We start from the raw sequence: 22,402 nt of genomic DNA, 5'->3' as shown, positions 1-22,402 counted from the left end.
ACGATATTAGGGAATTCCTCCCTAATAAAGTCCACTTTAGCATGCTTTTAAGAGTAACCAGCTATATTTCAGGGAGAAATTCCCTAAAACAGAGTCAAAGGATAAAAAACTCAATAAGATTAGGGAGGTTTTCCCTAATCTTTGCATTCAACTCGTAGCTTCCCCCTTGCAGAGCGGGGACCCGAGTCAACACAAAAAAGGAAAGCTAGCGTAGCCAGCTTTCCAATTCCCTTGCCTACCCAAAAGGGGTAGGCTATTGTCTTTTGTTGTTAGTTTGAGGGCAATGCGCCAATGCTCAGCCAGCCGGCTCACCAAAGCCAGCTCCCTAACTAACATAGAAAAAATCAATCAGCGTACACAATAATATCACTATGCTAATTACCTGATTTAGATTATAAGAAGCCACCTTCATCAGCTTACGATTCGAAGGTTTTATAATCTTATGCTCGGTCATCAGGAGCAATGTAGCGATGCCAATCCCAACCAGATACACCCAGCCGAGATCCTGCCATACGTATAGAAATAATAGCAGCATAATCATAATGAAATGTAGACCTTTGGCGATACGCAGCGCATTCTCTAATCCAAAGAAGCTCGGAATAGACCATAACCCATGCCGCCGGTCAAATTCAATGTCCTGAGTGCCGTAGATAATATCAAATCCGGCAATCCAGAGCATAACTACCGTCCCGATCACAAACGGGGTAAATGCGATATTTCCGGTTACGGCAAACCATGCACCAATCGGTGCGGAAGCAATAACAAAGCCTAAATATAAATGGCTTAGAAAGGTAAAACGTTTTGTATAAGAATAAGTCGATATTAACACGATTGCTACCGGCGATAAGAGCAGGCAGAGCAAGTTCAGCATGCCTGAAGCCACAATAAAGATGGCATAATTGACAATAACAAAGACAACCACTTCTTTTTCTGCCAATAACCGTTGTGGCAAATGCCGATGTGCCGTACGAGGATTCTGTTCATCAAACGTACGGTCTGCCAGCCGATTGAATGCATTAGCGCCATTACGGGCACCGATCAATGCAATCAGACCCCAGATCATCACATGCCCTGATGGCCAGCCCCCAGCAGCCCACACCATCGAGATAATGGCAAACGGCAGCGAAAAAAGCGTATGAGAGAACATCACCAGTTCACTGAACATTTTAAGCTTTAGGCCTGCAGTTTTAAAAATGTTTAGAATAGCCATTCGTTTTCCTCTTTCTTCGCTACTTGAAATTCATTATATTAGTCATTAAGCTCCGCAAGGACTTCATTCAGGTTGTAAAGCAGCCCGTCGATATCCTCTTCCGTAATAATCATCGGCGGTTGAAAGGCTAGTACGTTGCGTCCTATGCCATTTTTGCCGATCAGGTATCCTCTGTCTTTCATCGCTTCCAGTACTTGATCTGTAAGCGCCGCAGAGCCTTCTGCATCCTCACCAGCAAGCTCCGCTCCCAACATAAGCCCAATTCCCCGTACATCCACAATAAGCGAAGGATAACGGTCTTGAAGGGTCTTTAGCCCTGCTTTCAATCGTTCTCCGAGCAGCACTGAGCGTTCAGGAAGCCGTTCATCGCGAATATAATCAAGCACAGCCAGCGCCGTTGCAGCAGATACCGGATTGCCTCCAAAGGTTGAAGCCGACGGACGGTTCAGCGCGAGTGCAATCTCATCCGTTGTCGCAAAGGCTGCCACCGGAATTCCATTCCCCAGTGCCTTGGCCATACTTATAATATCGGGCACTACGTCAAAATGCTCCATAGCAAATATTTTGCCTGTACGACCAAATCCAGTTTGAATTTCATCAGCGATCAGAAGCACGCCGTATCTCTCCAGCAACATTTTGACCTCACTGAAATAGGTTGGCGTTGGCATAATCATACCACCATTGCCTTGGATTGGCTCTACGATCATTGCGGCGATAGTATTCCCCTTCTCCTCAAGCACTCGCTCCAGAGATTCCAGGGATAGTGCAGCGGCTTCCTCCAGAGATAGTTCTGGATGATATGGACGAGGAATAAACTCAACGTCATGATCCAAGTATTTATCGGTGCGCCACATCGGCAGACCTGTCACACTCATAGTTAGATTGGTACGGCCGTGTAAACCACTTTCCAGTGCAATGAACCCTTTGCGTCCTGTAAACATCCGGGCAAGCAGCAGTGCGCCTTCATTAGCCTCTGAGCCGCTGTTCACGAAAAAGGTTCGGCGTAGACCGCCTGGCATAACCTCTTCCAGACGTTCAGCCAAATCCACATTTGGCTGAGTTAAATAGATCGTAGACGTATGCTGCAGCTGCTGCAGCTGCTCAATCGTACGTTCAGTTATGGCTGGATTGCAGTGCCCACAGGCAACTACAGATACACCTGCGAAGAAATCTGTATATTGTTTGCCATGTTCATCATACACAAACTGCATCGAACCTCGCACAAGCTGAGGCGCATCGCGGTAAAAATGCTGTGTACACGGATAGAAATATTGCTTACGCTTTGCCGCTACGGCTTCTCTTCCGATGAATTCTTGTTGTTCCATGATTGATTCCCTCTCTTCTTGTGAAAATAGTAACTTATTCATAGAGTACTGTGCATTCTTCTTACTAGCAGACGGTATTTTGCCCCAAAAAATAGAATTAGTTAAATTGCAGCGAACCTAGAGTATAACCCGCATAAATGGGCTCAAGACCACCTAGCATATCAACTTTTACTTCAGTACGATTCATAGCTTGTTGATAAGAAATTATAATTTCACGCAACTGCTGAGCGCTATATGTCGCTCCTTCAATACGGAAACTAGATATGCCTAGATCAATCATCTCACCAAGCAACGGTAAATAGCAGAGCTCTTTCGCGAACAAAAGATGGCAACGGCCGTGCTGATCACGATATACCGGATTTTCACCTTTGTCTGTTTTTAGAACCAATACATTATTGTGCACATATTGATTATCCTCTTCAGCGATAGGCTCCATTACTTCAGTATTCTCATAAAGGTCATGTTCCATATACATTAGTGCAGGTGTACCATGTACAACAACTTCCAAAGGTGTGTCACAACGCGAGGCAAAGGTAGCAAAGTGCTCCAGCGTCATTTCCGGTGAAACCGAAAGCTGAGTTAAACCTAATTTCGCATATAATTGGGCTGAAAGATGATTGTAGACATTTAAACTACCATCTCCAATTAACGGATAACCTGTAGAGCTGTATCTGCGAATCGCTCCCAAATTAGTAACGATTAGACCGTCGATCGGCAAGCGTTCTCCACCAAGCAATTGATCATATTGATCGAAATGCAGCTCGGTCATCATACGTGGCAACCCTAAATAGATTTTGCTATCGCCTTTTAGCTCACCAAGTTCCTTAATATCACGTTTTGTAAAAGGTCTGTCCGGTTCAAATACATCCCCCGGCAAGTATAAACTATCCACACCCAGCTCCAATACTACACGCGCCTGTTCCATATTATTCACACGTACAGCCAGCTTAGCTTTTGTTGCCATTGGTTTCTTTTCTTGCGCCAAACGTTCCCGCAATTCCTCTACACGTTTTTCAGATAGCTCACGTTCTGCGGTTGGTGTGCTAAATACTTTTCCAGTGCTATAGAATTTGCCCGTACCTTCATAACGACGGTTAATGTTAGCTAACCCTGGTTTACCAAAAGCATAAGCTGTCGAAAAGTCACGCTTGCGGTTGTTGTACAGCTCTTTAGTATCAACCGTACGATCAAAGCCAATCGGATCATCGATATATCGGTCAATGGCTTCGCCGTAGCTATTCGCCAGCATCACCATAAAATCCTTATCACGCATACGGCCTTCTATTTTGAAGGAAGTAATGCCTGATTCAATCAATTCCGGAAGATGCTCATACATAAACATATCTTTGACAGCCAGTGGATATTCAGCAGGATATACATATCCGTCTTTTTTAACCCGATAATCCCAGCGGCAAGGCTTCATACATTTCCCCCGGTTGCTGCTCATACCAAAGACATGGGAACTGAAGTAACAATTTGCACCATGCACAGAGCACATATCCCCGTGAATAAAATATTCCAGCTCCATGCCACTCCGCTGACCAAGCAGCTTAGCTGTCTGCAGGTCCATTTCCCGCGAGGTAACTACACGAGTTACACCCAGATCACGCAGCGCATAGATCATCTCCAGGTTGTGAACATTCATCATTACGGAAGAGTGAATAGGAAGGTTAAGCTCCATCTCCCGAATAAGCTCCAACACTGCCATATCCTGAACAATCAAGGCATCTGGCCGAGCACCATCAAGGAAACGCAAGTATTCTCTAGCTTCCTCCACATCTTCCTCACTAAAAAGATTATTCACAGTGATATACACTTTTTTGTCTAGACGGTGCGCGATATCAAGTGCCTCTACAATCTCTTCATGAGTAAGATTATAACCTTTACGCATCATTCTCATATTCAATACAGGTCCACCAAAATAAACTGCATCACACCGTGATTGGATCACTTCCTTGAAAATCTCAAACGTTCCTGCGGGTGCGAGTAATTCGACTTCTCTACCGTTAAAATAACGTGCCATTCAAGTTCCCTCCCAAGTTGATACTACTAATAGGGAATGAGTATTATAACAAAGCTACTGCAATTCCCATGACCACAAACATCCCAATAAAAACAGTATCGAATTTGCCCCACCTTAGGCGGTGATACCGACTGCGGGGAGCATCCATGCGAAAACCGCGGGCCTCCATGGAATACACCAGATCCTGAGCACGCCTAAAAGCACTGGCGATAATCGGGACCAGCAGGGAGACTAACATCCGTCCCTTTTCCTTCAAAGGCAGCTCTTTCAGATCGGCTCCCCTTGAGGCCTGCGCTTTCATTATTATCTGCGATTCATCTAGAATCGTAGGAATAAAACGAAGTGAAATGCTGATCATCAGCGTGATACGGTCAGGGGATAAGCCAAGCTTTTTGAAGGGTGTCAAGATCCCCTCCAGCCCTTGATTCAGCTTCCCCGGCGTTGTTGTGAAGGTCAGAAGCGCTGTAAAGGTGATAAGAAAGAACATGCGGATGACCGAAAATGCCCCTAATCTTAGCCCTCCCTCATAGATAGACCAGGAACCAAGAGTCAGCACTACCTCCCCTGTCTTTACAGACACCAATTGCACAATAAAGATAAACAACATTAAATAACGTAAAGGCTTAGCTGCTTTCAGGAAGTATTTAAGCGGAATCTTCGTTGAAGCCATAACGGCTATCGAAAAAATAGCCAGCACAGCCATGGCCATCCACGAACGTGAGAGCAGGATAACAGCTACGTATAATAGCATGCCAGTGATTTTGGCACGAGCATCCAGTTTGTGCACCCACGAACCGGTCTCAATACTCCTACCTAAGATCAGTTTCTCATTCATGGTCATCCCTCTTTCCATCGGGCTTACCAGTGCTTATTGATTCCGCTGGCAGCGAAGCTATAAGCTCTGCCAGACTCTCAGCCGTCAAGCGGGGGGCTTCATCCACAAGACCTAAATGATCAGCAACTGCACGCCAGTAACGAAGGGACTGTGGAACCGTCAAACCACACTGTTCCAGAATTGAAGGATCATCTGCAAGCACCTTTACACTGCCCTGAAACGCCGTGCTGCCCTCTTTAAGTACAACCCAGCTGTCCGCATAGGGCAATAACTCATCCATCCGATGCGTGACGATAATGATCGTTCTGCCCTGCTCACGACATAATCTCTCCAGCAAGCTGATTAGCTCTGCACGGCTAATGGGATCAAGCGTTGCCGTGGGCTCATCCAGAACGATGACCTCAGGGTCCATAGCTAGCACGGAAGCGATAGCCGCCTTACGCATTTGTCCACCGCTCAATTGGAAAGGATTCCGCTCTAGCAGTGCGAGATCCAGCCCCATATCTGACATGGCCTGACGTGCACGTGACTTTGCCTCTTCGAGACTCATGCCGAAATTAAGGGGACCGAAAATGAGATCCTTCTCGACCGTATCTTCGAACATCTGCTGCTCCGGAAATTGAAATACCAATCCGACTCGGCGGCGCAGTGGCATTAGCTTAGGTGACTTCTCACCAGCCTGAATAGTTACATCAAGCACTTTTACCGTACCCTCGGTTGGTTTCAGTATCCCGTTAAACAATTGCAGCAGCGTCGATTTACCTGAGCCCGTCGCCCCCGCAATACCAACCATCGAGCCAATGGGTACACTGAGGTTAATGTCCCGGAGCGCCGTCAGCTTCCAGAGGCTTCGGTCAGCGTAGGTGTAACTTACTTGCTGTAATTCTATGGCCATAACGTGTCTATAAGCTCCTTTTCACTGGTCGGAACATCCACATGAATACCCTGGTTCTGCAGCTCGCGTGCAAGGCGCCAAGGATAAGGTTCACGCAGATGGCATTTTTCCAGAAGCTCCTCGTTCCGGAACAACTCCGCCGGTGTAACATCTGCAGCCAAACCACCTCCATGCAGTGCAAGCACCCGATCCGATGCCAAAATCTCATCTGCATCATGTGTAATCATGAGGATCGTGTACTTCCCTTCTGCCCGCATATCCTGCAGAATACCGAGAAGGTCATTTCTGCTTCCTTCATCCAACATAGAAGAGGCCTCGTCAAAAATGACGATGCCTGGTTCCATAGCAAGAATGGAAGCGATAGCAACACGCTGCTTTTGACCTCCCGACAGCTCACCCGGATGCTTGGACAACAGATGATTTATTCCTAGTCTCGTCGTATAGGAGTGCAAACGTTCAGCCATCTCTTCGTACGGCAAACAAAGCCCTTCCAGGCCGAATAGGATATCTTCCTCTACAGTGGCTCCAATAAACTGATTATCCGGATTTTGGAACACCATTCCGATACATTGCCGAATGCTTCCGATCGTTTCCTCACTAAGCAGCATGCCACTAACCACAATCTCACCAGCCCCCTTAGGCAGCAGAGCATTGAGCAGCTTGACCAACGTAGACTTCCCGCAGCCATTAGGACCAACCAAGCTGACCCATTGTCCTTGAGAGATAGATAACGTTATATTTTGAAGAATCGGATGCTCGGGATCATAGCCAAACGATACCCCATCCAGAGAGATGACTGCTTGTCCTTCTCCCTCTAAGTCTTGACCTTCGTATGATTCATTCATGTTAGTCATCCTTCCGCTGATGTGACTAATCAGTCCAAAAATTCTTCAAACAGCGATATTTTTGACAATGACGCCACCAAATAACGGACTGCATAGCCCACGGCAATTCCTGTTACTACCCCAGTGATCAGCAGCATGGGAAGATAATAAAAAATACTAAGTGATGCAAATACCATAGAAGCTGCCAGCAGCTGACCGATATTATGCGCAATCCCACCGGCTATACTAATTCCGATCAAGCTTATACTCTTACCTTTGCCACTAATCAGCATCAGCACAAACATAACAACAAAGCTAAAAAGTGAACCAAATAAACTAAACAGCAAGCTTGAGAAGGTACCTAGCAGAAATGCAGTAAGCAGTGTTTTGAGGATGACAAGCAGCAAAGCATCCCGTCCACGTAAAAAGTAAATACAAGTCAAAATCATAATGTTGGCCAGTCCGAGCTTAGCACCCGGCACCAGTCCCATCCCGGATAACGGAATCTGTGCCTCTATTAAACTTAACACTACTGCCACTGCGGCGAAAATCGCAATAATCACTGTTCTTTTTAAAGCTGTTGCAGATTCACTACTGGACATAGGCATCTATATCATCCTCCCCCGACGCACTGGTGATTTCGACTAATACTCTATGCGGTAGACAGACAATCGTCTGTTTGGGCAGGGTAATAAAACCAAAACCTAGGCAAACTTTATCAGCGCAATCGGCATCGTACATTTCAATCCCGTAATCATGCACCTTCAAAATGTTATAGCCGCGTTCCGTGCGGACCTCAATGGTTTGTTCTTCTTTTGTAAGCTTTACCGTTTTAAATAACTCACCGTCCACCGTTACATTGGCTATGAGATTTTTACCGGCCCCACCTTTGTCATCATTGTCCGAAAACCATCTCGGTACGAGAAAAGCGAGCGCAGCAATCAATACGATGGAAATCAGCCACACATCTGCGCGTTTCATAAAAATCTCCCTTATTTTTTAATTAAAATCCAGACTTATTAATTATAACGGTCTACCCTCAATCCTTCAATCAATGTTGGAGTTTATTGTCAGTTTTAGAGAGCTGTTCACAAAATAGGCACGCAAAATAACCCCAGCAGACACAACCCATTCGTCTCTGGCATTTTCAGTTGAAGTTTGTAGCGTTTGCAAAAATATCCAACTTACATTTTAGCCCATTTGCACCGAGATCGCCCATCTCCTCTGGTTTACTAGCTTTTCCGGAATAATTCACAATTAACCCAATTTAAGTTACTTTCAAAATCTAAGCGCCCCTTATCGAGGTTTGTTCCTCTCTAGAATCAAATAAACCTTATCTTGGAATTCATTATTATATTTGCCTTTTAAACAATAGTGTGTTATATTTATATGGTATTTGTTTTTCGATATATTGAATATCCCCACCAAGAAGATGTCAGGCCGACTATTATACACATCGGCATTTTGGACAAAGAGGCTTTATGTTTTCTTGCAGTACTCTTCCTTTTTATGAGATTAAATTCGAAATATAGCATTCCGATTCACACTGGCGCGGTCAATGGAGCCGCAAGGGCAAAAGAGAGGTAGGGCTTTTGTCGTATTGGAAGGATTATTCTCGCCACACGGCTGCTGGAAATAACAAGGAATTAAGACACCCGTTACTCACGAACGGCGGGGGATGAATATAACGAGAAAGCATGACGGTACGATCCTTATTCAAGGACTACGTCATGTGTGGAAAAATATAGGCGCCCGATAACCGCTACCTAGCGGATATCGGGCGCTGTCTACGTTCAGGACTTATTTTACATATCGACTTACAAAAGCTGTTACTACATCTATATACCCCGCCTTATCCGTATCATAAGACAATCCATGCCCCGCTTGCGGCACTATGAGTCTCTCTTTTGGACTCTGGCATGCCTCATACAATTCATTCATCATAGCAAAAGGTACAAAGTTATCCGCATCCCCATGAATAAAAAGAATCGGGACCTTCGCTTTCCGCACTTGTTTTAATGCAGAGGCTTCACCAAAACCATACCCCGCCTTCAAGCGGGTGATTAGACTTGCACTTTGAACGAAAGGGAAACTTGGCAAGCGATACATGCGTCGTAGTTGGTAAGATAATTGTGCTTTTACTGAGGTATAAGCGCAGTCCGCAACAATAGCTTTTACCTGCGGCGGAAGATCTTCCCCTGAGGTCATTAGCACTGTAGCACCGCCCATAGAGACGCCGTGAAGCACAATTTGAGCACTGGGCCCAGTCTTTTTAATCATGTATTCAATCCATTGCAAATAATCTTTTCGTTCCGGCCAACCAAAACCAATGTAATCCCCTGCGCTATCTCCATGCCCTCTTGCATCGGGAATTAGGATGTTAAAGCCTAAGTTCTCGTAGTAGATTTTGGCGTACGCCCCCATATCCTTTGCTTTACCTGAATAACCGTGGGCTAGAATGGCTGTGCGTCCCGCAGCACGATTAGATTGGAGTAAGTAACCCCTTAGTTTAAGTCCATCTGCAGATACGATCTCAATATTCTCGAAGCTCTGGCGAGAGACCCAATCCTTCCCCTCCCCCCAAGAAGCTCCGGCAACCGGAGGATCAGCCTTCAGATTAGGATTATTACTTAGAAATACCTTTGGCGCTCGTTTAATAGCAATACCATAGAAGAAAAATCCCACATAGATTAGAATCCCTATGATGATTACAGCGCTAATAATGAACCATATCAATTCGCCTTCGCCATCCCCTCTACATTTCTTTTCCAACAAGAGTATACCATCTACTTAGAATGCACCAAACTATCGCAATCATGACATACAAATAGAGCCGCCATCGGAACACTCCCGAAAGCGACTCTATGTTGATCTACCCTTTATTATTTATTCTTTTTGGAGAACTTGGTTCTCATTAATAATCCGATAAGTGCAAAACCTAAACCTGCTACATAGTAAGGTGCAGGACTTGATTCACCCGTTTTTGGCAATTCCTTCACAGGTGGCTTACCTAATGGGATCGTATCGTCCACTACGATGATTTCATCAGGTGTTGGTGTTGGCGTTGGTGTCACTGCCGGTACCGGACCTAATGGGATCTCATCATCATCAACAAGTACTTCTGTGCTATTCGACGGTGTTGGTGTTGGTACTGGCGATGGTGTCGGCGAAGCTACAGGCCCAAGCGGCACAGGATCTTCTGCAAGAACTATAGTGCCAATTACGGATGATGGCGTTGGTGTCGGGAACACCGAAGTCTCTGGTGTCGACGTTGGTGTTGCTTCAGGCGTTACCGTCGGTGTTGGTGTTGCCTCAGGCGTTACCGTCGGTGTCGGTGTTGCCTCAGGCGTTACCGTCGGCGTTGGTGTTGGTGTCACTGTCGGCGTTGGTGTTGGTGTCGGCGTCACTGTCGGCGTCGGTGTTGGTGTTGGTGTCGGCGTTGGTGTTGGCGTTGGTGTCGGCGTCGGCGTCGGCGTTGGCGTTGGTGTCACTGTCGGCGTTGGTGTTGGTGTCGGTGTTGGTGTCACTGTCGGCGTCGGCGTTGGTGTCACTGTCGGCGTTGGTGCCGGTGTTGGCGTCGGCGTTGGTGTTGGCGTCGGTGTCACTGTCGGCGTCGGCGTCGGCGTCGGCGTCGGTGTTGGTGTCACTGTCGGCGTCGGTGTTGGTGTCACTGTCGGTGTTGGCGTTGGTGTCGGTGTCGGTGTTGGTGTCGACGTTGGTGTCGGTGTCGGCGTCGGTGTTGGCGTTGGTGTTGGCGTCGGCGTTGGTGTCACTGTCGGCGTCGGTGTTGGTGTCGGTGTTGGTGTCGGCGTCGACGTTGGTGTCGGTGTCGGCGTCGGCGTTGGTGTTGGTGTCGGTGTCGGTGTCGGCGTCGGTGTTGGTGTCACTGTCGGCGTTGGTGTCGGTATTGGTGTCGGCGTCGGCGTCGGCGTTGGTGTTGGTGTTGGTGTTGGTGTCACTGTCGGCGTTGGTGTCGGTGTTGGCGTCACTGTCGGCGTTGGTGTCGGCGTCACTGTCGGCGTCGGCGTTGGTGTTGGTGTCACTGTCGGTGTCGGCGTTGGTGTCACTGTCGGCGTTGGTGTCACTGTCGGCGTTGGCGTTGGTGTCACTGTTGGTGTCGGCGTCACTGTCGGCGTTGGCGTTGGTGTCACTGTTGGTGTCGGCGTCACTGTCGGCGTTGGCGTTGGCGTTGGTGTTGGTCCAGGTTCATCACCATCGTATGGATAGTGGTGAAATTCACCACCACCAGTACCTTTGAGTGAAGCCGCCACTAAAGTACCGTTAATCTGACCATTAATAAAATCAACATGAGCATAGGGGGCAAGTATGCTTCCCATTACACCTATGCCTGCCATATCAAGATACGCAGCTTGGCTAAAGTTAAGCAAAATTTTCTTGCTGTTCAACACGTTATTAGGTAGAAATCCGAAGTTTTTCATTTTTACGTTAGAACCATCAATATTAATAATTGCAGTAGATCCTGAAGGAACATTTATTGTAATTCCGTAGGTATTAGAGACGTTATCTCCTGAAACATTAAAAACATTGACCGCAGGATCTGTACCTGTCAGGGTAAGGCTGCCATATTGGTACACTGTTGTTCCATTCGCCGGCAATGCTGCAAGTTCTGCTGATTTGTCCTTCAAAGACTGACCTACGGCTGAAAAGTCAATCGTACTCCCCTGTCTTTTTGTACCACCCTTGAGGAGCGTTACATTCCCTGAAAAATCTCCCCCGTGCACGATATTCCCATAAACAGTACCTCCGTTGAAAGTAAGATGCCCTCCAACAACAAGTGTGTCAGTCAGGGAAACCTCTGCAGCGGTCAACCTATCTCCAACACTATAGTTGGTTAAGTTAACGTTACCTCCAGCAGCAAACCTTCCTTCCGTATCCGAAACTGTTGTTATATCCCCTAGAATAAACACGTTGTAGACCGCTGCAATTCCCAATGTAGAAGAACTACTAGCTCCAGCAACTCCAGCTCCTAATGAGGAAAGCCCACTACCTACCGTCAAAATCCCAGCTAATACAAGCGAGAGTAACGGTTTTATTCTTCTTTTCAAATGGCACACCTCCTAAAACTATGATTTATATTAATCAGAATAATTACCAGAAACTCTAAAGGACCTAACAACAAAAAAGACCGCCAAAAAGAAGTGAAATTCCCTTCTCATGGCAGTCGGACGGTCATTGTGCCTTTAAGACACTTTAGACTCCTGGACTTTGCGTCCCGCCCTTTCAGACGGTTTGCTATTATCATGACTATATATATGTATTACACTGCAAGTCCAGAACTGGTAGCTGAAGCATTCTATCCAATAACAGTCTATGACTTTTAATACTTTTGAATTAATAACAGTTTAGCTCCCGACACCCACAATTGTCAATCAATTCCTTTCGATAATTCCCCGCATTAGTACCACACAAAAAAAGCGCCTAAAGGCGCTTCGCATAAGGTTTTTCATTAAATTTTAAAGTAACTGTATATAGCCCAATATGGATATCCATAAGGGAACACTCAAAATTAAACCAAAAAACAATCCACGCTGGAGGCTGCCCTCTTTTTCCATCATAATTCTCCTTTATTTGCGTTCGATACATTAATTTTTATTATTACAATTTTTAATATAATTTATTCTTCGTTATTAAGTTGTGAATTTAATCACATTGGATAAGCTGTTTAGAAATACCATTGATTATTTTTGGAATATCGGGGTAGAATACGAATATACGTTCCTATTAGAGGTGATGAGATTCATGCATAGAGCAGAAAGCAGGGACAACATGCTGGTGAAATCTTATTTATTGCTTCCGATGATTTTATCAGCTTTCGAACGGGACTCCGCCATTTTATCTACACACTTACGAACACCCGCCCCTTATCTGGAGGTGCTTGGAACAGCTGCTGCAGTAGCTACAACAGATCTAAGGGATGTTCGTGCAGAAATGAGAAGACGGGGAATCAAGGTGTATGAGCAAAACAGACTTAATACTGGAATTGAAGCCAAGTATATATGTCGTGGCTATCATGAACGAATGCTGCTGTTGAATGACATTGTTGCGGCTCAGGCTGCCATCCATATGCGCAGATACCTAGGGCTGGATATTTCATCTTTTAAGAGTTACGAAGAACAGTACCAGATTAAGTAAAGCTGTATAGAAGCCGCTGCGCTCTCTCCCCCCAATCAATTAGTGAACAAAAAAATAGGCCTTACCATGGGAGTTGGCAAGACCTGAGAGAGATATACCACAAAACACTGGGGGGTGTTTGGTGTCTCTAATATATACCTCGAACCTGAAAAATAGCTGATAGGCACATAAAAATTACATTAAAAATATTGTTCGCCGTTCAGAAGTGATTAGAGTGCTCCCACAAGCTTAGCCGACCTTTAGCTGGAATTGGATGGCTTAATGGATGAACCCGTTCAAGCTTCCAGGCAAACCGTCCTTCACTATAGTCGCCAAAATCATATTCATTCCCATTGATCCATTCCCTTAAATCCACCTCTGGAGTAACCACATAACATCCCGCGAGCTGACCTGTAGCAATAATAGCTCCTGTCGGCAAATTATTCGCTGTATAGCCATGTTTCGCCAATACTGATTTGTACGGTTCCTGTTCACAAATCTTTTTGTCAATCCTCACTCCGGCATGGATGCCTAACTCGCCGCGGTAGGCTGTTCTCCATGAACGAGTTTCAAACTCTTTTTCACCAAGAGCAATTAAGGTCGCCCAAGGCTGCCGTATTGTTATACACCGCATGATATTTATCCCCTTCGTTTATGTTGGACGTTTGTCACGGATGCACGGATCTCGATCTCGCGTTGTGTAATCTTGCTCACCTTGACCTGATAAATTAAATAATCCCAACCGTTTGGTCGATACTCATTTCCATCATTGATCGCCTCTAAAATAAGAACATTTATTTTTATTATATACAAACAAAAGTTCTTATGAAAATATCAATACTACAGACATTCACCTGTAACTCCCCAGAATCAATAAAGGTCGTCATAATGGAAAGGCTGCTGTATATTCTTATATTGGGTAATGTACTAACTGCTATGCCTGTGCAACCGATTTTAAACTAATGTCGTAACCACTGGAGGGGAAGGTCCATGATTCAAAAACCACGTACTACTATTAAATGGACTCTTATTTTTGTTTTTTTGTTATTAGTCACCGCCTGTAGTAAGAATGATGAAGTTTTGAAAGGAATTGTACACACAATAGATGTAGAAAATAAAAGAATTTTAGTAATTTCTGAATTAAAAGAAGAAGACTTGAACAAGGAATACAAGGAAATTCTCGAATCTAATGAGTACTCTCAAGCCATTTGGGTAAATAAAGTTGCACCTTCTAAATATAAAAAAGGCGATGAGATTAAAGTGTTTTTTGAAGTAAGTGATGATTCATTCCCTGCACAAGTTACCGCCAAAAAGATCACCAAAATCAAGAATTGAGCAAAAAGAATAGAATCTACTATAAAGAAGCGGCGTCTCCAAAAGGGATGGCGCTTCTTTGTGTAGATTTAAGGAGAAATCAGAGTATATAATATGGAACATTATATACTCTCAACATCTCTGTTACGGGAATTCCTGAAGCAGAAATACCCTTCCGAACATATACTATGAATAATCTCTTCCGGACGAAACATTTACATAATCTGAATATAATAATTCTGGAACATTCTGTAAACAAAAAAAGCTCACCTACCGAAGCCAGTGGGCATAATCCCAAGCATTTGGGAATTTACTCTTTGTTGGAATTACTGAAACCTTACCATGTAACAACTATAGGAGCTTATAAAGTCCCTACAGTTGTTGGCAATGTACCTAATAACACGAAGGATCTACTTGAAGATACAGGATCAGCACAAACCCGCGAGACATGCATCGGCGGGTTTCGTATTTTTAAAATTCATCACAATTAATTAGTCCTAGGTCATCTACACCAATAAAACTCTCTTATTATAATATTCGACGTTTATTTATAAAAACTTACAAAACATCTCATTTTTCAAATCGATCTTATAGCTCATATACATCATTAACCATTAAATTTACTATTATCCATGTAAGTAAACACTTCATATGTGAGGATTATCAAAGTATGAAAAAACTAATCGTAGTTTTATCAATCGCTTTATTGACTACCGCAATTGCTCCTTTCGCATCAGCAAATCAATCAAATTCAAGTGTACTATCTCCACAACAAGTAAGCCTTCAACAAGATGCAACAGACAACTATACTCATAATGGTTTCCCAATTAATTCTCCCTGTTCAAAAAGCATCTCAATCTGGTGAAATACTAATAACATTCAGTAGATTGGAGGTTTACCATGACAGAAATTGATGAGAGAAAATGGGGGCAGCAGGATCCTATCAAAGAACCACAAGATCGTTATGAACAGTTTTTAAAAGTTGTATCACTAACCTTTGTGAGTGTCACATTCACTATTATTTTCACTGAGATAAAAATGGGCAACTTTCCCCTTAAGCTCATTTTCTTTGTTATTGGACAATTCCTCATTTATGGATATGTGATGAAGAATCTGTCCAAGACCTCAGAAAAATTCAAAAATTCCTGCAAGAAATTAAAAATAAAGCTACCCATTCTCTACATTTTATATTTCTTGTTTCTCTTCTATATTGGGCAACCATATTTATAAAATTACTCTGTGCAAAAAAGTGACCCCACCAACTTCCGGCAGGGTCTAGATCTATATTATAAGGGGGTTATGTAATTACTATAATCCTCTTAGCTTAAATAAGTATGAAGCCCGTCTAAAGATTTGCTGAATTTTTATTATTTTTATCGAAACCGATCAAACAAGGTAACGTATCAATCTTAATTTCCAAATTACTATATATACAAAATGAAGGTGTGTATAAAGATGAAAATATTCAGTCTATTGCTTGTAGCATTGTCTTCCATTGGAGTAGTTGCCACATTCGGATTTTCAACATTCAGCTTAATCACAGGAATTATAGGAGGGCTTATTGCAGCATTTGCAATTTCAGGCTACTTGCAGTCTGTCAGACGTGATTACCCAAATGAGAGCTATGAGAACAAACATGTTAAGTATCAGTCGAACTATAATACTTGGTAAGCAAAATCCCCACCTTAAACTGGTGGGGATTTTCATATTCCCAAACACTTGTAAAATCACTTTGTGATATTAATGGTAGAAGAAACAAACGAGGGATAATGGCTAGCTGTAGAAGTGCTTACACCGAAAATTCATTCCTTAGTTCATAGACTACTTGAGCTTTGTCTTGTTTGGTGATTTCCCCTTGTTTTAACCTCTAGTTAAATCTGTGCAGGATATGATGTATAGCCTTTTTAAAAGCTTCTTTCCCATGATGTTCATATTGACTAATCCAATTACTGTATGACAATTAAATAGAAGAGAGCTGCTAAAACAAACCGGTATAGAGCAAACCACTCCAATCGAAGTCTCTTAATCAGTTTGATGAACGTCACTACTGCAATCATTGCCACAAGAAAGGATGTCGCAAAGCCAATTAACATTAGAAGCAAATCGTCAGAACTCAGCAAATCACGACTATCGTACAAATCCAACAAGCTTGCACCAAACATAACAGGCACAGAAATAAGGAATGTAAAATCTGCAGCGGCTTTTTGGCTAGTGCCAAGCAACAGGCCACCTGAAATCGTCGAACCTGATCTCGAAAATCCCGGCCATAACGCCAAGCATTGAAACAGACCAATTCCGAAAGCCTGTTTATAATTAATCCCATCGATAGTATCAGCGGTTTCAGTCCGCCTATTCCGCGCTGCAATGATCATCAACACGCCACCAACAACTAGACCTATCAAAACAGGGGTTGGGCCAAATAATTGGCTTTTTATTGTGTCCTTGAAGAGAAGATATAGGGTTAATGCTGGTAACATAGCCAAAATCATATGAATGACATTTAATCCTTTGCTTTTGGAAAAATCCATTCTAATCATATTAACCCCAATCTCCAAATACCTTTTCCAATAAAGAATTAAAACTGCCATCACTGCACCCAACTGAATAACAATTTTAAAAGTTATTGCAGCATCTCCCTCAAAGCTAAGCAAATCGCCTGCTAGAATAAGATGTCCAGTAGATGATACTGGTAAAAATTCAGTTAAGCCCTCTATTATGCCAAGTATTATTGCTTTAATTACATCAGTCATTAGTGCATTGTCCCCTTTCGGAAATAAAATCATTTAATTTCCAGTATAAGGGAGACAAGTAAACTTCCCCATCGATTAACCTAACAATATTCAATTCAGAATGACATAATTGTCACATTGCTCATTATTCCAATCTTAAGTAACTCCTTTATTAAACTATCCTTTCCCGTTAGCATAACAACAGTATCAAACATTAAATTCAACCTGTATCAATAAAAAATCCGTTAACCTTCTGAACTTGCTGCCCGTTATTTTGGATAATCAATTTCAGAGCATGCAGCAGATATGAATACCGAAACGTAACTTCCATTTGATCATTCTGCAGCCGCGTGCGTGGAGCCTCAATGACCATCATGATTCCAAAGCGCTGAGAAACCACACAGAACCGCCACCCCGACCAAGAATTGGGGGTCCTTTTTTTGCAAAACACAAAATATTAAGTATAATGTTATTGTCGAAACGCTAAGGCGTCTGTACAGGATGGCTACCTGGCACTGATGATGGCAGGCCAAGCGCTTTATAAAGTTTTCTTTATGTGTATTTATACTTTAGGAGCGTGGTTATCTATGAAAATTAATATTACCGCACATTTTAACATTGATATTACTTTATCTCTTCATCTGTTAGCCGTAGCCAGTCTTGCTTATGAACTCAGTTCACTGACGAGCTCGTGAAATTCGAGCGAAAAGTATCTGTACTAAGACACCTTGTGGTGTCTTTTTTATTTTTATAGTAATTACCATCTAACCGATCTGCCCCCGCAAGAGAAAAGCAGCTTATGCTGCTCCTCCTCCACCATTCTTCATTCTGATTGCTGTCAGCTTGCGCCACACCTTCCATCTGCTCGACAGTGACCACTAGTCATACCGTTTTCATTAGCGATTTCGCGCCATGTCTTATCTTCCTTGATACGTTTCTCCAGAAGAACAGGGAACGGCAGGGGCTGTCCATCATATTCGACTTCAGGAAAGATTAGGCCATTCATCAATAAATATCACCCTGGATACTTATTCACATGTTCTCCCCAACTTGCAGGAAGCTGTGCCCCGATGTATCGGAGATTCTATTCTAGGAACCCGAAAAGAAGTGGAGAAAATTGACGAGACACCCACTTTACTCGACTAAAGGTTAGAAGAATGTTAGAAGTTGATGCTTGTACAAAAAAAGGCGCAGTTCCAAAAACCCGGGAACACGCGCCACTATCGACTTTGTAAGGATGCTGGTGAAGGGAATTGAACCCCCGGCCTACGCATTACGAGTGCGTTGCTCTACCCCTGAGCTACACCAGCTTAACGCTGTTTTTCTGCCAAACAAAAAATATTATACAACTTTCAGCCAGAAACGCAAGCCTATTCTCCCTGTTTTCCGCCCTTCTAAACTGCTAATCCACCTGTAGCTTACGCTCCACAGACTCTAACTTTCCACGGCTAGTAGAGGGTTTATCGCGGCGGTCGTCTATTTTAAGTGAGGTAGAGACACGTTCTGCACCTGCGGAAAAAGGAGACTCATGCAAAGCTTCTACCGCGGCAAAAATGCGTTGCAGAGGCCCTTCGATGATCGTCCCCATGGACGTAAGTTCATAAGTAATCCCTTCTACTGTCTTCAGCACCCGCTGCATATCCGCAACATAGCTGCTAAGACTGGTACTGCCTGTTCCAATTGGAATAACTGTAACTTCAGCAATAGGCATGAGAATACCTCCTCGAAATTTTATAGTAGCTGTCTCCTTCCATTGTAACAATTCCACCGCTCTGTCACAAACTAAGCAAGATTATCCTCCCTTATCTCTTCTATTTCTTCTGATTACTCCAAAATATGACTTTGGGCTAAGGGTATTTTCTCATGAGCAAATTCTAGGGTCATCTGCACTATATTTATGGACTCTTTGTGGCATCTTTTCGGACAATTTATGAATCATTTCGCATCTCCCTGTGGATCAATTGTGGATTACTTATGGACAGCCTGTGGATCATTTGTGGAGTACTTTTAAAGAACCCGCTCCCCGCGCGGGTTTTCTAAAAAACTGTTTACAAACACAACATCTTGGGTTATTTTTATCTAACGACAACAAAATATAGTGGAGACAGGCGCTTTGATCCTTAACCGGATTTAGAGCTTAATAGGGAAGCGCGGTGAGAATCCGCTGCGGTCCCGCCACTGTAACCGGATGGCCTTCTTAAGCTTCTGGGAAGCTTGAGAATCCACATCTCCCGGCAAATGCCACTGAGGGTTAGGAACACCCTTGGGAAGGCGCCGAGAGATCCCACGGAAGCCAGGAGACCTACCTGTTTCGACGACACCAACTATTGATGCCTGCGAGGAACAGGGATGGTGTCCGCATGCGGTCATCTACGTAGAGACCTCTGCAAATATCCGTGTGGATATTTACATAACGCATCGGGCATTTTCTGCCATCCTCGGGTAGGGGATGCTTTTTTTATGTAATCTGAACAAATATACGACTGCTTATAGCAGTCCAACTTCTTATGGATATATGGATTTGATGATAGATGTTTTTCTTTTATACTGAGAGGAGAGCTGTACAATGACGTTGTTGGAGAGACAATTTAATGGAGTAGAAAATGCACGGGAAGTTCTTTTAGAAGAGCTCATTGATTTAGGCCGGGATATTATCGACAGTCGGGATATGGACCTATTGCGCGAGAATGCCAATTTGAATGGAGAGAGTTTCTCCGGTAAAATGAGCAAGTTCGGCAGTGAATATTCAAAATGGTACGCCCGCAATTTTACGATGCCGCCACAGCTAGTGCAGGCTATTGATGACAATGTCGTCTATGTGCATGATCTGGATCAATACGCGATTGGAACGACGAACTGTATTTTTATCCCGTTTGATAAACTTCTCCGTGAAGGTTTCAATACCGGCAACGGCAGCGTTCGTCCTCCGAACTCAATAATGACAGCTATGTCTCTGGTAGCGATTATTTTCCAATCCCAGCAAAATGCTCAATATGGTGGTGTATCCGCCAATAAACTCGATTACGATCTGGCACCTTATGTAACCAAATCCTTCGCCAAGCTGTTCCGCAAGGGTCTGGATTATTTTGAAGAAGGACAAGCTGACGAATCTTTGGGCGAGATTACGATGAGCCGGACCGATCTGGCGGAGTCATATCCAAGAGCGTTCCGTTTTGCACTAAAGGAAACCGAAATCGAAACCCTGCAAGCGGCTGAAAGTATGGTACATAATCTGAATACCATGTCCAGCCGATCCGGTGGACAAATACCGTTTACCAGCATCAACTACGGTACTTGTACTTCACCAGAAGGTCAGCTTGTGATCAGTTCTCTGCTAACCGCAACTATGAACGGACTTGGCAGCGGAGAAACACCAGTGTTCCCGATTCAAATCTTCAAATGCAAGCAAGGAATCAATCAACAGCAAGGCGATCCTAACTATGAACTGTTCCTAAAAGCAGCTGAATGTTCTGCGCGCAGACTATATCCAAACTTCGCTAATCTGGACGCTCCGCTCAACTTGCAGTATTATGATCCAAGTGATCCTGATACGGAGTTCGCTACAATGGGCTGCCGAACCCGAGTGCTCGGTGACCGTTTTGGGCGTAATCATTGCTCTGGGAAGGGCAACCTTTCCTTTAATACACTGAATCTGGTTCGGCTAGGTCTGGCACACGGCACAGTAACAGGCAGACGTACCGTCGCAGACGAAGCTGGCTTCTATGAAGATCTAAATCATTATATGGATATTGCGCTGGAAGGACTTCTCCATCGCTTCCACATCCAAACCGCACAAAAAGCTAAAGCTTCCGATTTCATGATGCGAGAAGGCGTCTGGGAAGGCGGCGAACACCTTGCACCTGATGACACTGTAGGCGATCTGCTGAAGCATGGCAGTCTGTCTCTTGGCTTCATCGGTATGGCGGAATGTATGAAAGCTATGTACGGTAAACACCATGGCGAGGATATGGAAGTTCATTCCAAGGCGCTGGCTATCGTGCGTCATATGCGGGACTATTGCGATCGGAAAAGTGAGGAACTGGATCTTAACATCACCCTGTTCGCAACTCCAGCAGAAGGTTTGTCCGGTAAATTCACCAAAGTTGACCGCAAGGTACTGGGTTCCATTCCGGGCGTAACCGACCGTGAATATTATACGAACTCTTTTCACATCCCTGTATACTTCGATCTGGGTGCTGCTCAGAAGATCAGCTTGGAAGCTCCTTTCCATGAATACTGCAATGCCGGGGCTATTTCTTATGTCGAATTAAACGGCAATGCCCGCAACAACCCATCGGCTTTTATCAAAATCATTAAATATGCGCTCGAACAACAGGTCAGTTATTTCAGCATTAACCATCCGATTGACCGCTGCTCCAGCTGTGGATACGAAGGCGTAATTGGGACAAACTGTCCTTCCTGCAACGCAAATGAGAATGATGTGCACATCCGCCGTTTGCGCAGAGTTACAGGTTATTTAACCGGCGACTATCAGACCCGCTTTAATGCCGCCAAACAAGCTGAAGTTCGGGATCGCGTTAAGCATCTATGAATATTTGCGGTTACTATCCGGAGTCGATTAACGAGGGAGAGGGCATGCGGGCCGTCCTCTTTCTCAGCGGCTGCCGCCATCGTTGCCCGGGATGTTTTAATCCCGAGACATGGAACTTTAAATATGGAGAAGTCTTCACCTTAGAACGACAACATGAAATCATTGCAGAAATCGCCGCTAACCCTTTGCTGGATGGTCTGACACTGGCAGGCGGCGATCCTTTTTTCTCAGCAGAAGAGTTGCTGGGGTTCATTCATGAGCTTCGCACTGTACTGCCAGGGTTCTCAATCTGGATTTACAGTGGTTATACGTACGAAGAACTTACAGCCCTTCCCGGTACGCCGGAGTGGAATCTACTTAAACAGTGTCAGGTGTTAATAGATGGAAGATTTGTAGAAGAACTGAAAGATACTACGCTTCTCTACCGGGGAAGCTCCAACCAACGCATTATCGACATTCCGGCCAGCATGAACGGCTCGGAGGTCTTTCTGTGGCAGCCTGCTGCGCTATAATATATCAATTTTTGATATTGAAAATTAATTTGAAATAAGAAGGGATGAACT

At 44.2% G+C, this 22,402-nt stretch carries 22 protein-coding genes, 1 tRNA gene and 2 riboswitches; of the genes, 7 read left to right on the top strand and 16 right to left on the bottom strand.

Annotation, left to right across the window (positions count from 1 at the left end; all coding sequences use genetic code 11):
* Positions 1–325: 325 nt before the first annotated feature.
* The 10 genes from MKY54_RS02480 to MKY54_RS02435 form a co-directional block, all read right to left on the bottom strand.
* On the bottom strand, positions 326–1,210 hold the full coding sequence (locus MKY54_RS02480; protein WP_076179740.1) for a UbiA-like polyprenyltransferase: 885 nt from the start codon (positions 1,208–1,210) through the stop codon (positions 326–328).
* A 38-nt stretch (positions 1,211–1,248) separates the two neighbouring features.
* Positions 1,249–2,535, bottom strand: coding sequence for an aspartate aminotransferase family protein (locus MKY54_RS02475; protein WP_339189341.1), 1,287 nt, complete (start codon positions 2,533–2,535; stop codon positions 1,249–1,251).
* Positions 2,536–2,632: 97 nt separating this feature from the next.
* Positions 2,633–4,558 carry a U32 family peptidase gene (locus tag MKY54_RS02470; protein ID WP_339189339.1) on the bottom strand — a complete coding sequence of 642 codons (1,926 nt, stop codon included), beginning with the start codon at positions 4,556–4,558 and terminating at the stop codon, positions 2,633–2,635.
* 43 nt (positions 4,559–4,601) lie between these two features.
* Positions 4,602–5,393, bottom strand: coding sequence for an energy-coupling factor transporter transmembrane component T (locus MKY54_RS02465; protein WP_339189337.1), 792 nt, complete (start codon positions 5,391–5,393; stop codon positions 4,602–4,604).
* Positions 5,386–6,288 carry an ATP-binding cassette domain-containing protein gene (locus MKY54_RS02460; RefSeq protein ID WP_076302342.1) on the bottom strand — a complete coding sequence of 301 codons (903 nt, stop codon included), beginning with the start codon at positions 6,286–6,288 and terminating at the stop codon, positions 5,386–5,388. Before MKY54_RS02460 ends, MKY54_RS02465 begins: the two co-directional genes overlap by 8 nt.
* Positions 6,279–7,133, bottom strand: coding sequence for an ATP-binding cassette domain-containing protein (locus tag MKY54_RS02455; RefSeq protein WP_076141845.1), 855 nt, complete (start codon positions 7,131–7,133; stop codon positions 6,279–6,281). The genes MKY54_RS02460 and MKY54_RS02455 overlap by 10 nt, the downstream gene beginning before the upstream one ends.
* 29 nt (positions 7,134–7,162) lie before the next feature.
* Complete coding sequence (locus MKY54_RS02450) at positions 7,163–7,720, bottom strand: Gx transporter family protein (RefSeq protein WP_076124520.1); 558 nt, start codon at positions 7,718–7,720, stop codon at positions 7,163–7,165.
* Positions 7,704–8,093 (bottom strand): NusG domain II-containing protein, encoded by a 390-nt coding sequence (locus MKY54_RS02445; protein WP_036681022.1) that lies wholly within the window; start codon positions 8,091–8,093, stop codon positions 7,704–7,706. Before MKY54_RS02445 ends, MKY54_RS02450 begins: the two co-directional genes overlap by 17 nt.
* A gap of 819 nt (positions 8,094–8,912) precedes the next feature.
* A complete protein-coding gene (locus tag MKY54_RS02440) occupies positions 8,913–9,887 on the bottom strand; it encodes an alpha/beta hydrolase (RefSeq protein ID WP_256717233.1) in 975 nt (324 codons plus the stop codon).
* Positions 9,888–9,994: 107 nt separating this feature from the next.
* The gene (locus tag MKY54_RS02435; protein ID WP_339189334.1) at positions 9,995–12,178 is read right to left on the bottom strand and encodes a choice-of-anchor A family protein; all 2,184 of its coding nucleotides are present in this window, start codon (positions 12,176–12,178) and stop codon (positions 9,995–9,997) included.
* Between the two features lie 108 nt (positions 12,179–12,286).
* Positions 12,287–12,377, bottom strand: a riboswitch (cyclic di-GMP riboswitch).
* A 390-nt stretch (positions 12,378–12,767) separates the two neighbouring features.
* On the opposite strand from MKY54_RS02435, the gene MKY54_RS02430 reads away from it, so the two are divergent.
* Positions 12,768–13,265 (top strand): hypothetical protein, encoded by a 498-nt coding sequence (locus tag MKY54_RS02430; protein WP_141118591.1) that lies wholly within the window; start codon positions 12,768–12,770, stop codon positions 13,263–13,265.
* A 199-nt stretch (positions 13,266–13,464) separates the two neighbouring features.
* On the opposite strand, the gene MKY54_RS02425 is transcribed toward MKY54_RS02430, so the two are convergent.
* Positions 13,465–13,878 carry an ASCH domain-containing protein gene (locus MKY54_RS02425; protein ID WP_076124521.1) on the bottom strand — a complete coding sequence of 138 codons (414 nt, stop codon included), beginning with the start codon at positions 13,876–13,878 and terminating at the stop codon, positions 13,465–13,467.
* A 356-nt stretch (positions 13,879–14,234) separates the two neighbouring features.
* Between MKY54_RS02425 and MKY54_RS02420 the strand changes: the two genes are divergently transcribed.
* From MKY54_RS02420 to MKY54_RS02405, 4 genes are all read left to right on the top strand, one after another.
* Positions 14,235–14,579, top strand: coding sequence for a DUF3221 domain-containing protein (locus MKY54_RS02420; RefSeq protein WP_076124523.1), 345 nt, complete (start codon positions 14,235–14,237; stop codon positions 14,577–14,579).
* Between the two features lie 167 nt (positions 14,580–14,746).
* The gene (locus MKY54_RS02415) at positions 14,747–15,049 is read left to right on the top strand and encodes a hypothetical protein (RefSeq protein WP_076124524.1); all 303 of its coding nucleotides are present in this window, start codon (positions 14,747–14,749) and stop codon (positions 15,047–15,049) included.
* A 409-nt stretch (positions 15,050–15,458) separates the two neighbouring features.
* Positions 15,459–15,788, top strand: a complete 330-nt coding sequence (locus MKY54_RS02410; RefSeq protein WP_076124526.1) for a hypothetical protein — start codon at positions 15,459–15,461, stop codon at positions 15,786–15,788.
* A gap of 225 nt (positions 15,789–16,013) precedes the next feature.
* Positions 16,014–16,229, top strand: a complete 216-nt coding sequence (locus tag MKY54_RS02405; RefSeq protein ID WP_076124528.1) for a hypothetical protein — start codon at positions 16,014–16,016, stop codon at positions 16,227–16,229.
* Between the two features lie 275 nt (positions 16,230–16,504).
* On the opposite strand, the gene MKY54_RS02400 is transcribed toward MKY54_RS02405, so the two are convergent.
* The 5 genes from MKY54_RS02400 to MKY54_RS02380 all read right to left on the bottom strand — a co-directional run bounded on the left by MKY54_RS02400 (position 16,505) and on the right by MKY54_RS02380 (position 18,998).
* Complete coding sequence (locus MKY54_RS02400; RefSeq protein WP_076220559.1) at positions 16,505–17,308, bottom strand: undecaprenyl-diphosphate phosphatase; 804 nt, start codon at positions 17,306–17,308, stop codon at positions 16,505–16,507.
* A gap of 199 nt (positions 17,309–17,507) precedes the next feature.
* On the bottom strand, positions 17,508–17,687 hold the full coding sequence (locus tag MKY54_RS02395; protein ID WP_076124531.1) for a hypothetical protein: 180 nt from the start codon (positions 17,685–17,687) through the stop codon (positions 17,508–17,510).
* 438 nt (positions 17,688–18,125) lie between these two features.
* The gene (locus MKY54_RS02390; protein WP_179088741.1) at positions 18,126–18,293 is read right to left on the bottom strand and encodes a hypothetical protein; all 168 of its coding nucleotides are present in this window, start codon (positions 18,291–18,293) and stop codon (positions 18,126–18,128) included.
* Between the two features lie 232 nt (positions 18,294–18,525).
* A tRNA-Thr gene (locus MKY54_RS02385) sits at positions 18,526–18,597 on the bottom strand.
* 92 nt (positions 18,598–18,689) lie between these two features.
* Positions 18,690–18,998, bottom strand: coding sequence for an MTH1187 family thiamine-binding protein (locus MKY54_RS02380; protein ID WP_076124533.1), 309 nt, complete (start codon positions 18,996–18,998; stop codon positions 18,690–18,692).
* Positions 18,999–19,376: 378 nt separating this feature from the next.
* Positions 19,377–19,612, top strand: a riboswitch (cobalamin riboswitch).
* A 241-nt stretch (positions 19,613–19,853) separates the two neighbouring features.
* Between MKY54_RS02380 and MKY54_RS02375 the strand changes: the two genes are divergently transcribed.
* Positions 19,854–21,839, top strand: coding sequence for an anaerobic ribonucleoside triphosphate reductase (locus tag MKY54_RS02375; protein ID WP_339189329.1), 1,986 nt, complete (start codon positions 19,854–19,856; stop codon positions 21,837–21,839).
* The gene (nrdG, locus tag MKY54_RS02370; protein ID WP_076124537.1) at positions 21,836–22,351 is read left to right on the top strand and encodes an anaerobic ribonucleoside-triphosphate reductase activating protein; all 516 of its coding nucleotides are present in this window, start codon (positions 21,836–21,838) and stop codon (positions 22,349–22,351) included. Before MKY54_RS02375 ends, nrdG begins: the two co-directional genes overlap by 4 nt.
* The last annotated feature ends 51 nt before the right edge of the window (positions 22,352–22,402 follow it).

It is taken from the genome of Paenibacillus sp. FSL P2-0121, assembly GCF_037975345.1.
Taxonomy (GTDB): Bacteria; Bacillota; Bacilli; order Paenibacillales; family Paenibacillaceae; genus Paenibacillus_AQ; species Paenibacillus_AQ odorifer.
Note: the sequence above shows the minus strand (reverse complement) of the source record. Positions and strands in the feature narration are given on the sequence as shown.